Raw genomic sequence first — 12,709 nt, forward strand, 5'->3', positions numbered from 1 at the left:
CAAGCCGGTGCAGGGTGTGTTTGCGCATAAGGTGAGGGCGAACCAGACGATTGCGGTGGGCGATACGGTGGATACGGTGGTCGATGGTGCGGTGCGGGCGGCGACGACAAGGAATCATACGGGGACGCATCTGCTGCATGCGGCGTTGCGCGAGGTGTTGGGGAAACATGTGAAACAGGCGGGGTCGTTGAATGATGCGACGCGGCTGCGGTTTGATTTTTCGCACTTCACGGGTGTGGCCGAGGAGGAGTTGCGCGAGGTCGAGGAGATTGTGAATCGGCAGGTGATGGGGAATACGAAGGTGGAGACGCTGGTGGATGTGCCGATCGATGTGGCCGTGAATGAGCTGGGCGCGATGGCGCTGTTTGGCGAGAAGTATGGCGAGAAGGTAAGGGTGGTGAAGATCGGCGACTTTTCGACGGAGCTTTGCGGTGGGATTCATACGGGGGCTACGGGCGAGATTGGTGTGATCAAGGTGGTGGGCGAGGGGTCGGTGTCTTCGGGGGTGCGACGCGTGGAGGCGGTGAGTGGAACGGGGGCGCTGCATGAGTTCAGACGTGATTTTGATGTGGCTCGTGTGGTGGGGGCGATGGTGGGCTCTACTGTTGCCGAGGGTGTGACGCCTGCGGAGGCTCTGCGTGCTCGGATTGTGGCGCAAGAAGAGGAGATGAAGAAGCTGCGGCGCGAGTTGGATGCGGTGCGGATGAAGGCGGCGAGTTCGTCTTTATCCGACGCTGGCGCGTCTGCCGTGGAGGTGAAGGGTGTGAAGGTGCTTGCGCAGCGGGTGGATGGCGTGGAGAAGGCGCAGATGCGGGAGTTGGTGGATTCGCTGCGTATCAAGTTGGGGAGTGGTGTGGTTGTGTTGGGTGCGGCTGTGGATGGGAAGGTCTCGCTGATTGTGGGTGTGACGAAGGATCTGACGGGACGGGTGCAGGCTGGTAAGATCGTCGGGCTGCTGGCGGCTCAGGTTGGAGGTAAGGGCGGAGGGCGGCCTGATCTGGCGGAGGCTGGCGGGAGCGATGTGGGTTCGTTGGATGCTGCGTTGAAGGGCGCGGCTGAGGTGGTGGGCGGACTGCTGGGCTAGGCTTGCCGGGTGGACGGAATAGGGTTCGCGCCTTCGCGCGAATGCCCACATCTCAGAGTCGAGATATGGGGCACCCGGTTTTGAGCGATAGGGTTGGGCTAGAATTCTGCTGAGGTGCGAACCGTGGTTGGATGTCGTCGCATGGATGAAAACACGCAGCTCGTTTCGAGGAGGCGACTTTGGATGTGCATGCTCCGCATGAGCCGATACACGGGGTGAAGGATTTTCTGCTTCATCTGCTGACGATTACGGTGGGTCTTCTGATTGCGGTGGGGATTGAGGGATGCGTGGAGCTGCATCGGGAGCACAAGCTGGTGAGTGAGGCTCGCGCGACGATGCGAGAGGAGATCCAGAGCAACAGTGAGTCGATGAACGGGGCGGTTGCGAATCTGGAGAAGGAAGATAAGGCTATTGCAAACAACGTCGACGTTTTGACGAAGCTGTTGCGCAACCCCAAAGATAAGCAGGTGCAGGATTCTAACATTGCCGCTGATTTCTCGATTGTGGGGTTGAAGGATACGGCGTGGAAGACGGCGCAGACGACCGGAGCGCTGACCTATATGCCGTATGCGGAGGCGCAGCGATATGCATCGGTCTATCACGAGCAGCAGAGCTTTCTAGAGATGCAGGACAAGATTCTGGAGGATGAGGCTCAGTTTGTTGGGGTGATGCGGAAGACTGATTTCGGCCACGGGGATATTACGAAGGAGCAGGCGAGCGCTGCGCTGGAGAAGTTTGGGGTGTGGCAGGCGCACCTTTCGTACCTGGTTCTTTCCGCCAAGGTGACTGCGGAAGATGACAAGGCGTTCCTTGAAGGCAGGGCAGGGCCGCAACATATGCACTACGATCTGCATTGAACGGTGAGGGCGTGACTGGCTCGATGTCGCGCAGACCGAGAGCGACAGCGGCTACTTGGCTTCGTCCTGTTCGAGAAGGGCGCGGGCTTGCTCGAGGTTGAGGGTGTTGCCGTCTATGGTGAGCTCGTATCCGCCTGCGTTTTCGGGGACGGAGAAGACGTGGTCGACGGTGTGGCCGGCGTTGCGAAGGGCTTGGACGAAGAGGTCGATGTCTACCATGGGGAGAAGTCTATCGCAGCTTGTTCTGCTGAGGCCAGAGTGGGGTGAGTGAGAACGCCATCACTAGATATGGGGGGTACCGGGGGGAGTACCGGGGATCTTTTCACGGGCGCTGCGGGGTGGGGTCTCTTAAACTTAGGCAGCAGTCTATCGATTTTTCAAAGAGACTGTTTTCAAGAGACCATGGGCCTGAGAACGACAACACGTAATTGGTGCTGGTGCGGAAGTTGCGCGGCGGTGTTGAGCTGTGTGATGGTGCAGGGGCTGTCAGCGAAGACGGCACAGCGGCGGCACGTGGAGTTGAGCCCGTGGGAGCAGGCTGAGCGGGGCCGAGAGACGTTGGAGGCGATGCCGGAGGGGACGCGGACGCGGGCGGATTTTACGCGGGCGATGGATGGGTTTCGCGCGGTGTACCACGAGGCTCCGGGAGATGAACACGCTCCCGATAGCGTGAATGCGGTGGCAGAGCTATTGATGGAGCAGGGGCGTGGACTGCACGATGCGAGGAGTCTGAAGGCGGCAGTGGGGCAGTACGAGTTTTTGCGGACGCAGTATCCGGGGAGTTCGCTGCGGGTAGGTGCGCTGCTGGCGGAGGGACAGATCTATGAGAACGACCTGCATGATGCGGTGGCTGCGCGCGAGAGATATTCGCTGCTGGTGAAGCAGTATCCGCGAAGCGAGCTGGCGGAAGAGGCGAAGGCGGGGCTGGCTTCCCTGGATCAGGGCGCGGGACATCGGGATCAGGGGGCAGGGCTTAGGGATCAGGGTACTCTGAGTTCGATTGCGTCTGTTCCGGTTCCGGTGACTGCTGCGGTTCCAGCAACAAGGGATGATGGGGCGGCTGCGGCGAATGAGGGCGTTGGTGCGAGGGGCGCAGAGGCTCGCGGGCTTGATGCGGCTTCGGGCGGAGATGTCTCCGGGGTGGGGGCGCCGATGCAAAACGCGGTGCCCATGCATGTGGCGAGGACGACGGGACGGCGAGGGCAGATGGCGCAGGTGACGGGGATTCGTCACTGGTCGACGCCGAACTATACGCGGGTAGCGATCGACCTGGGGGACGATGTGACGTATGAGGCGGCGCGGGTGCCGAATCCTGACCGCATCTACTTCGATCTGCATGGGACGCGGCTGGCACAGGAGCTTGTGGGCAAGAGCTTTGCTGTGACCGACGATGGGTTTCTTAAGAAGATTCGCGCGGCGCAGTTCTCGAACGACATGACGCGCGTGGTGCTGGATGTGAATGATGTGACGGAGTACTCGGCGTTTCTGCTTCCGAATCCTTACCGATTGATTATTGATATCCATGGCGGGAGTAAAGCAGAACCGGGGGCAGCGGCGGTAGGTGCGCCGATGCAGCGGGCGGCTGCTCCAGCGCCTTCGGTTCCGAATACGACGGCAGTGAAGTCGGGCAGCTCGTTTGAGGTGGCGGCGGTGAGTGCGCAGCCGGGCAGGGTGGAGGCGACGACACAGCCTACCTCGCAGCCGATCTCGGCGGTGGTGGGGGACAGGGCTCAGGGTTCAGGGTCCAGGGTTCAGGGGACTGATGGTTCTTCGGGAACAGGTGTCTCGCCGGTTGTGCCGACCGGGACGGCTGATGTTGCTGTGCCTGTTCCAAGTACGAGGAAGCTGAGGCGCAAGGGCGCGAAGGATCCCGATGCGGTTCCGGCGCAGGCGGCGGTGCCGATGGCGGATGGCGAGACGTCGATGGTGCGGGCGCTGGGGTTGAAGATCGGGCGGATCGTGATCGACGCAGGGCATGGCGGGCATGATTCGGGGACGCTGGGCGTGGATGGGATTGAAGAGAAGGATGTAGTGCTGGATGTAGCGTTGCGACTGGGCAAGCTGCTGCATGACCGACTGGGGTCGGAGATTATTTATACGCGGTCGGATGATACGTTTATTCCGCTGGAGACTCGGACGGCGATTGCGAATAAGGCGCAGGCGGATCTGTTTCTTTCGATCCATGCGAACTCTTCGCCGGACGCGAGCGCGCGTGGAGTGGAGACGTACTACCTGAACTTTACTTCGTCGCCGGATGCATTGGAGACTGCGGCACGTGAGAACGCGGTGTCGGATCAGTCGATTCATCAGTTGAGCGACCTGGTGAAGAAGATTGCGCTGAAGGACAAGATTGCCGAGTCTCGTGAGTTTGCCGGGGATGTGGAGGAGAGCCTGTACGGTGGGCTGCAGAGGGGTAATGCGGGTTTGAAGGATCGCGGAGTGAAGAAGGCTCCGTTTGTGGTGCTGATCGGGGCGAATATGCCTTCGATCCTGGCGGAGATTTCGTTTGTCACGAATGCGAAAGATGCGCGACAGCTGCAGGAGCCGGAGTATCGGGAGCGGGTGGCGGAGAGCCTCTATAAAGGTGTGGCGAAGTATGCGGGTGGGCTGAACGGGTCGAAGGCGCCGACGGAGCGGGCTAGCGGGAATTAGTTGTCAGTTGTCAGTGCTCAGTGCTCAGTGCTCAGTGCTCAGTGCTCAGTGCTCAGTGCTCAGTGCTCAGTGCTCAGGTCGCGGTTTGGGTTCTCAGCGTTGGTTGCCGGTGCCGGTTGACGGAGGCAGATTTTTAACTCGAAGTCTGCGGCTGACGGCTAACCACACTTACGCTGCATTGACGGATAACTGGAACGGAGAACTCCCCGCGGTGGCTCTAGGCTTACGTTCGCGTGCTGGTGTAGTCTGACCAAAGTATGGGTCTTTCTTCTCGGTTGCGAACTTCTCGGTTGCGAATGGTGCCGGCGTCTGTGCTGGGTCTGGCAATGATGGGCGCGTGGGCGGGGATGCTGGAGGGACAGACGGCGAAGGTGATGCTGGCTGAGCCTCCGATACCGCTGCTGCCGGAGTTGCTGCGGGTAGGACCGGACCATGATGCTGGCAACGGCGCTCCGTCGTGGAGCGGGGCCGACGGGCCGGTGCTGGTGGAGGACGGGATTCGCCGGTATGAGCGGGGACAGCTTCAAGGGGCGGCTGCGAACGGAAGCGTGACGGTTTACCAGTTTGACGATGCGACGGGTGCGGCTTCGGCGGCGGACTATCTGCGAAAGAGCGCGCCAACTGTGGTGCGGAGCGGCGTGTCGGTGGTGGTTGCGAGTTTGAAGGGGAGCTCGGCTGCGACGGAGGCTGCGTTGCGAACGGTGCAGGTGGGTTTGCCTAAGGTGGGCGGGACGAAGGGGATGTCTCCTCTTCTGCCGACCTACTTGCCGACGAAGGGTCTGGAGAGAGGTTCGGAGCATTACGCGCTGGGGCCGGTGGGCTACAAGGCGATGGGAGGAGTGTTGCCGGCGGAGATTATCGGCTTCGATAAGGCTGCCGAAGTGGTGACGGCGAAGTATGTGGGTAAGGGTACGCTGACGATGCTGCTATATCCGACTCCGCAGATTGCCGGCGATCACGGACGGCAGATCGAGGCAGAGATGAACCAGGAGGGTTCTGGGGCAGGGACGGTGAAGCTGAGGCGCGAGGGGCCGCTGGTGCTGTTGACGACGGGCGCGTGGAGTGCGGGTGAGGCACAGGCGCTGGTTGAAGGAGTGCACCTGCGAAGCGAGGTGACGTGGAACAAGCCTGTGCCGCCGGAGTTTCATGCTGAGATCAAGAAGACGGTGAGCCTGCTGACGAGCATTGCGGTGTTCTGTGGCGTGGGGGCCTTGGCGGCGGTGATTCTGGCGTTGTTTCTGGGCGGCGGACGGGCGGCGATCCGGGTACTACAGGGTAAGCCTGCTGCAAGCGAGCCGGAGTTCTTACGGATCGATCTGAGTGGGAGGGCTGCGCAGATTCGAGCTGATGGTTCGGGGTCTGAACACGGCAGCTAGAGGGACGAAGCGGGTATCTGCACTGAGGATGGTGCAGGGAGCGGGCTAACCGGCTGATAGGAATGCCGTTTGGGAATAGCGGGGAGCCTTAAAAGCGAATATTTGGAGAAGATGCAGTGTCCTGTTAATGGGTTGGTAACCCCCATAAGCATTGATTCTATAAGTACTTACGAAAGACAAGTTTTGACCTTGACACGTGATATCGCCAAACTTAGTATTTCGCCAGAAAGTTCTGATGGCTTTGCCTCCGTTGGAGCTATTCTCCCTAAAGAAGAGGTCACCCTGTTGCCGGGTGGCCTCTTCGCATTTCCGGCTGCTTTTTTGAGGCACTTTTCTGCCGGGATATTTGGTTACTTAAGTGGGAGAGAGATGATGAGTCGCAATGGGTGTTGCCGCGTAGTTCTCTGCCGATAGAGATAAAAAAGGAAGGCTCTTTCCAGGAAGAGGCGTTCTATGTCTCAGAGTATGGCTCACGGTTTCGATACGATGCTTCAGGTGGGCTTCGCCCTTGCTGTTCTGGTGGTGCTGGTGTGGCCCAGAGACTCGGCGAGCGGAGTTGACGGGGAGGGAGAGCGGCGGAACTCCGATGACGTGCGGTGAGTTGATTGTTGCCCTGCGGAATCGAGAGTGTTCCTGTGAGTTTGATTGAACTTGAGGTGGAGCTGGCTCGGGTGCCGGGATGGCTGAGGGGAAGATTTGGCGGATAGCCGCAGAGCCGCTAGAATAGAGCAGCAGGCCGATGTAGCTCAGTTGGTAGAGCAACTGATTCGTAATCAGTAGGTCAGCGGTTCAACTCCGCTCATCGGCTCCATTCCCCTCCATCTTCAGAAACTTCCTGGCTGACTTCGAATTGGTCGTGAGCCCTCTTTTGTGGCGTCGACTTGGACGCCTGCTAGTGGCAGCCCGTATTCCACAGGCAAGAACCGGATGTCTCTCGAGGTGGTCTCCACCCTGGCGGATGTGGATCTGATTATGTCGTCTTGTCTAGCGCGGTAAATGCCAGCCATAGCATAACGAAAGAAGCGCTGTCGATTATCCAAGATAGGGACTGGACATACCGCGTGGTTTCTTTGGCCCGGGTCAATAACTCAGTGAGTCTGCATACCTTCAAGTCATCCGATCTTAGAGGGATGTAGACGCGCAAACAACCTGCACATGCCCTGGTGGGAGCATGCGCAATCAGACATGTGCCTGAAGGTCAGGTGTAAGCCGTACTTGCAGAGGAACGTACCCTTGAGATATGGTATCGGTACCAAAACGGTTGCCGAGAATTGTGCCCTAATGTTCTAACTTCCGGCGATTCAAACTTCAAACAGACCCCGGGAGCGAACTGCACCATGAACAAAACGATCTTTTTGGCTGCGATTGCTGCATGCATCGCGGTCAATGCGCATGCACAGCAAAATGACTTCTACCTGCACGACTCTGACAGAGTCGTTTTTTATGGTGACAGCATCACCGACCAGCGCAACTACACCATGATGATCGAGACCTACGTGTTGACACGGTATCCCAATCTGCACGTTACGTTCACGAACTCGGGATGGGGTGGAGATCGCGTTACAGGTGGTGGCGGAGGAGAGATCGATCTTCGACTAAAGCGGGATGTGACTGCTTATAGCCCGAGCGTCGTCACGCTTATGCTGGGCATGAACGACGGAGGATACAAGACAGCGACGGAGGCCACGGATAAGGCTTTTTTTGATGGCTTCCGGCATATACACGAGGTGCTCAAGCGGGACGATCCTCAGGCTCGCATTACGGCGATTGAACCATCGCCCTATGACAACGTGACGCGTACGCCAGCCTTCCCGGTCGCAGATGGTGCCGCCTATAACCAAGTGCTGGTCGCCTATGGAAAATGGATCAGCACATTTGCCAAAGAGAATGATTTGACCATCGCCGATGCTAACACCGACTTCGTCCACGTGATAGAACGAGCAAACCAAACCAATCCAACTTTGGCGAAAGAGATTCTTGCTGATCACATTCATCCGTCGTTCGGGGGCGCCCTCATGATTGGAGAGGCTGTGCTGAAGGCCTGGGGGGCACGGCCTGTTGTCGCATCTGTGTCGATCCACGCAGATGGGACGCGGGTGAAGCTTGATCATGCAGAGCACGCCGCAGTTACGGATCTCGTGAATACAGGTGGAAGCATCCGCTGGACTGAGACAGACGATGCCTTGCCGCTCCCCTTTGCGCAGTGGCAGGAGATGTGGGGAGCAGGGCCTGCGGTCGGGCTAGTTATTGGAAGCTCCGATATTACCGAGGCGCTGAACCGGGAGCCGGTGCGAGTCTCTGGACTAAAGGACGGCGTGTACTCTGTTCGTATCGATGGAACGAGCATTGGTACCTTCACTAACGATCAGTTGGCGCAGGGAGTTAATCTTGCGCTCCTAAAGACGCCCATGACCGAGCAGGCGATGAGTGTCTATAAACTCACTACCGAACATGGCGATCTCCATTATGATCGCTGGCGGCATGTTGAGGTCCCATTTGCGACTCTTCCGACCGCTCCTGCTGCAATGACCTCCCTTGACGCACTTGAGGCAAGTGTCGTCGAAAAACAGCGGGCGCTCACCATCCCCACGGCACACACCTTCGAGGTGGCCCCTTTGCAGTAACGAGGACTTCGTGGATGCTGGTCTACACTTGCGGTCGAAGGAGCGTTATGCATATTTTCGGCGTTGGTCTTCGACTGCTCGTTGCATTCCTCATTGCGAACTCGGCGCTTATGGCACAGCCGAAGGCTGCGACCGCACCCATGAATCCGGCATTGGAAGCAGCGAAGTGGAGCGCCTTCTGGATCGAATGCCCAGATGCCCCGCAGAAGGATCCCGGAATCTTCTACTTCCGGAGAGAGCTCATCCTCAGCACCGTACCCGCGCATTTCTGGGTACATGTCAGTGCGGATAACCGCTTTCAGCTCCACGTAAATGGAACGTATGCAGGCGAAGGACCTGCACGCGGCGACCTCTTCCACTGGCGGTTCGAGACTTTCGATCTTGCTCCTTTTCTACATTCCGGCAAGAATGTTTTGGCTGCCGTGGTTTGGAACTTTGGCAGCCGCGCGCCAGTAGCTCAAATAAGCAACCGCACCGGGTTCCTGCTTCAAGGCGATACCGAATCGGAGGCGATCGCCAATACCGGCACAACCTGGCGAGTCAGACAAGAGCCAGGCCGCAGCCTTGACGATGGCAGTGTAATGAGGGGCTATTTTGGCGCAGGCCCAGGCGAGAGGGTCGATGGCCGCAACTTCGATTGGAGCTGGGATCAGCCTGGAGATATCAACTCCTGGCAGATGCCGAAGACCATCGGCAGGGGCGCTACTCGCGAAGCACAGGATGGGGATAACAGCTGGGGCCTTGTCGCAGACTCGCTTCCAGCGATGGAGCACCGGAAGGTCGCTGCCGGTACGATGGTTCGCGCTGAAGGATTACCGACCTCTTCCACCTTCCCGATGCAGCCACTGGAGGTTCCTGCTAACGCGCATGTGACACTTCTGCTAGACAACAGCGTGCTGCAGACGGCGTATCCGGAGCTAACTGTAACCGGGGGGAAGGATGCCGTTATCCATGTCACTTATGCTGAAGCTCTCTATGACGCTGAGGGGCACAAGGGAAACCGCAATGAGATTGCTGGCCGCCACATCGAAGGCCTAAGCGATGAGTTTATTGCCGATGGCGGCAGTGCGCGCAGCTTTCAGCCGCTGTGGTGGCGCACATGGCGTTATCTGCAGATCGATGTGACCACCAAATCAACTCCTCTACGCCTGGACAAGCTTGTTGCCTGGTTTACTGCGTATCCATTCGACACCAAGGCGAGGATTGTTGGAGATATTCCCGACCTGACGAAGGTTTGGGAGACGGGATGGCGCACGGCGCGGCTATGCGCGCATGAGACCTATATGGACGCTCCTTATTGGGAGCAGTTGCAATACGTTGGCGATACACGAATCCAGGCGCTCATCTCCTATGCCATGACGGGGGACAGCCGTCTCGCGAGACAAGCGATCACAAACATCGATGCTTCGCGAACAATGGAGGGTATAACCCAGAGCCGCTATCCTTCAGGATCACCACAGTTCATCCCGACGTTTTCGTTGCTATGGATAGATATGTTGCATGATTACTGGCTTTATGTCGATGATCTATCACTAGTCCGCGAGACCTTACCGCATACCCGTACGGTGATCGACTGGTATGCCGCGCGACTTCGGTCTGATGGTTTGGTGGGAAAGGTTAAATGGTGGGAGTTTGCCGATTGGACGAGCGGTTATGAATACGGCGTTCCACCGCAGGACGTAGACGGCGGCTCGGCACTGATCACGTTGCAGTTTATTGAGGCTCTCAAAGATGCCGGTGAGCTTGAGTCGAAGTACGGAAGCCAAGAGCGTGCGGCACATTACAAACAGATGGCGGCAAAGGCTTCCGATGCGCTCAATCGTCTGAACTGGGATGAGCATTACGGAGCCTACGCCGACACCCCAGCGAAAAAAAGCTATAGCCAGCATGCGAATATTCTTGCGGTATGGCTCGATGTTGCGCCTCGTGCGCAACAGGCGCTTATTCTGCGAAGAGTGCTCGCGTCCAACGAAACAAGCGAAGCCACACTAGGTAGCAAACCAGTGCCTCGCATGTCGCAGGTCAGCTACTATTTCCGTTTCTATCTCACCCGCGCTCTCGAGCATGCAGGGATGGCTGATCTCTATCTTGATCAACTGACTCCGTGGCGTGACATGCTGAAGCTGGGATTGAGCACGTGGGCAGAGAATCCCGAACCTGCTCGTTCAGACTGCCATGCCTGGAGCGCGAGTCCCAACTATGATCTGCTTACCGTTGTTGCTGGTATCCGGCCAGCAGCTCCTGCATTCGCGCGTGTTCGCATAGAACCGCATCTCGGCAAGCTCACGAATCTCGATGCAACGATGCCTAGTGTACATGGGGATATTCACGCGACTTACAAACTCAGCGGAGATGGCTGGTTAGCTGCGGTGACTCTGCCTAAAGGCCTCACAGGAGAGTTTCTCTGGAAAGGGAAGCTTACTTCCTTGCATGACGGGGAGCAGACTCTCCACCTCGCTAGATAGCGGGAATTCTACTCAATCACTTCACTGCTGAGCCTGGAGGCGGAAGAGCGGTATCAAGGAACTTCCATATTTCACGAAAGGCGCGGAGGGTTTGTTCGTCCGAGTAGTTCCCGTGGTCCCCTCCTGGTATTGTGACCAATTCATTCTTTACCCAGCCTGATTTAGAGCGGTTTGCAGTTTGATGGCCTGGGAGTAGGGCACCACGGAATCGTGGTGGAAGATGCCGCTTGTAACAAGGAAGCAGAAATCCAAGCAAAGTTTTAGCAATGCGATCTCATTTGAGATTAATCAGTGCTTGTATGTTGGTGGCAGCATGACCGGATGAAGTGTTCGACTTCGAAAGCATTAGTTTATAAAGGAACAATGGCACGAGCGAAACGATCCACCTTAGTCGATGTTGCCCGTGAGGCCGGCGTAGGAACCACGACTGTGTCGCGTGTGATCAACGGCGGCCATTATGTCGAAGCTAAAACGCTAGCGCGGGTTCGTGCCGTGATGACCCGCCTCGGCTATCAGCCAAATCAGGCGGCACGCGCGTTGAAAGGGGAGAGAACTAACACCCTGGGATTGATCATTCCTTCTTTGAAAGATGTGTTCTTCGCAAGCGTCGCAGATATAGCTCAAAAGATGACGCGGAAGAACAACTATGTATTGATACTTTTAGTATCTGATGATGACGCCGATCAAGAGATTGCTGAGCTCGATGTCTTCCAGAGCCACCGAGTTGATGGGCTTTTGATCGTTCCGCCGAGGAAGCAGACGCGGGAGTTCCTTGCCAGCGTGAAGAAATTGTCTGTGCCCCTGGTGGCCATTGACCGACCGCTATTGGATCCTCGCGCCTCGAGTGTTGTGGCGAACAACTACGAGGCGGCGCGGGCGGCAACTCAGCATCTGATTGAGCACGGACGAAAAAATATACTCTGCGTCGGTGGAGACCCCGAGCTTTACACGATCAAGGAACGTCTCAGGGGATACGAAGAGGTGATGCGCGCCAATGGGTTAACGCCGCGAAGCATCATGCACATCAATAGTACGGAGAATGCAAAATCTAACCTACTCCCTCTTCTTTCAGAGCGAAAGGGAAGGATCGACGCAGTATTTGCCCTCTACAATATTGCGACAGTCTTCACCTATGAGACGGTTTTGAATATGGGCCGCCAAATTCCAGACGATGTCGCGCTATTGGGTTTCGACGACTTCGATCTCTCTTCGAAGCTCCGCCCCACCATATCGGTGGTACGTCAACCTGTCGATGAACTTGGAGCTGCAGCAATTCAACTCCTCTTCAACCGACTTGCAGGGGGCACCGATGCTACATTCCATCTCCAGATTGGCACCAGTCTCGTCTTGCGCGAATCTTGTGGGTGTCCTAAGGCGCCTCTCTAATCGAAACGCTCATTCCTCGCGCCACGCTAGTCGCGATCAATCGATCGTCATCTGAAGGGTGGAGAATCTTTTGACATGAGACTTCGTCATGGGGTAGTTTTGCACTGTCGCTGTATGGAACCGATACCATCGTTGTAATGGGAGAACCGTTTGAAATCCATGATCGAGAGAGCGCCGCAGCCGCAGCTTGCCCTTCTGGGGTTCAATACTATCCATCCTGAAAGCCTCGCCGCGTCTCCTATTAGCCTGATTTGTTATAGGTACG

The 12,709-nt window shown here is 57.3% G+C and carries 9 protein-coding genes and 1 tRNA gene; 9 read left to right on the forward strand and 1 reads right to left on the reverse strand.

Annotated features, from left to right (window positions below):
- Both GSQ94_RS15145 and GSQ94_RS15150 read left to right on the forward strand, forming a co-directional pair.
- Nucleotides 1-1,084 (forward strand): DHHA1 domain-containing protein (locus GSQ94_RS15145; protein ID WP_254063894.1); only part of this gene is annotated, 1,084 nt, incomplete at its 5' end.
- Nucleotides 1,085-1,263: 179 nt separating this feature from the next.
- Nucleotides 1,264-1,941 (forward strand): hypothetical protein, encoded by a 678-nt coding sequence (locus tag GSQ94_RS15150; protein ID WP_158944684.1) that lies wholly within the window; start codon nt 1,264-1,266, stop codon nt 1,939-1,941.
- A gap of 51 nt (nt 1,942-1,992) precedes the next feature.
- On the opposite strand, the gene GSQ94_RS15155 is transcribed toward GSQ94_RS15150, so the two are convergent.
- A complete protein-coding gene (locus GSQ94_RS15155) occupies nt 1,993-2,160 on the reverse strand; it encodes a hypothetical protein (protein ID WP_158944685.1) in 168 nt (55 codons plus the stop codon).
- Between the two features lie 183 nt (nt 2,161-2,343).
- On the opposite strand from GSQ94_RS15155, the gene GSQ94_RS15160 reads away from it, so the two are divergent.
- The 7 genes from GSQ94_RS15160 (at nt 2,344) to GSQ94_RS15190 (ending at nt 12,444) form a co-directional block, all read left to right on the forward strand.
- Nucleotides 2,344-4,593 (forward strand): N-acetylmuramoyl-L-alanine amidase, encoded by a 2,250-nt coding sequence (locus GSQ94_RS15160; RefSeq protein ID WP_254063895.1) that lies wholly within the window; start codon nt 2,344-2,346, stop codon nt 4,591-4,593.
- A 311-nt stretch (nt 4,594-4,904) separates the two neighbouring features.
- Complete coding sequence (locus GSQ94_RS15165) at nt 4,905-5,969, forward strand: DUF6599 family protein (protein WP_158944686.1); 1,065 nt, start codon at nt 4,905-4,907, stop codon at nt 5,967-5,969.
- Nucleotides 5,970-6,422: 453 nt separating this feature from the next.
- A complete protein-coding gene (locus GSQ94_RS15170) occupies nt 6,423-6,569 on the forward strand; it encodes a hypothetical protein (RefSeq protein WP_158944687.1) in 147 nt (48 codons plus the stop codon).
- A gap of 135 nt (nt 6,570-6,704) precedes the next feature.
- Nucleotides 6,705-6,780: transfer RNA gene (locus tag GSQ94_RS15175), tRNA-Thr, on the forward strand.
- A gap of 526 nt (nt 6,781-7,306) precedes the next feature.
- A complete protein-coding gene (locus tag GSQ94_RS15180) occupies nt 7,307-8,593 on the forward strand; it encodes an SGNH/GDSL hydrolase family protein (protein ID WP_158944688.1) in 1,287 nt (428 codons plus the stop codon).
- A 47-nt stretch (nt 8,594-8,640) separates the two neighbouring features.
- Nucleotides 8,641-11,058, forward strand: a complete 2,418-nt coding sequence (locus tag GSQ94_RS15185; RefSeq protein WP_158944689.1) for an alpha-L-rhamnosidase C-terminal domain-containing protein — start codon at nt 8,641-8,643, stop codon at nt 11,056-11,058.
- Nucleotides 11,059-11,379: 321 nt separating this feature from the next.
- Nucleotides 11,380-12,444 carry a LacI family DNA-binding transcriptional regulator gene (locus tag GSQ94_RS15190; RefSeq protein WP_158944690.1) on the forward strand — a complete coding sequence of 355 codons (1,065 nt, stop codon included), beginning with the start codon at nt 11,380-11,382 and terminating at the stop codon, nt 12,442-12,444.
- Nucleotides 12,445-12,709 lie beyond the last annotated feature (265 nt).

It is taken from the genome of Granulicella sp. S190, assembly GCF_009766095.1.
In the GTDB taxonomy this organism is placed as follows: domain Bacteria; phylum Acidobacteriota; class Terriglobia; order Terriglobales; family Acidobacteriaceae; genus Edaphobacter.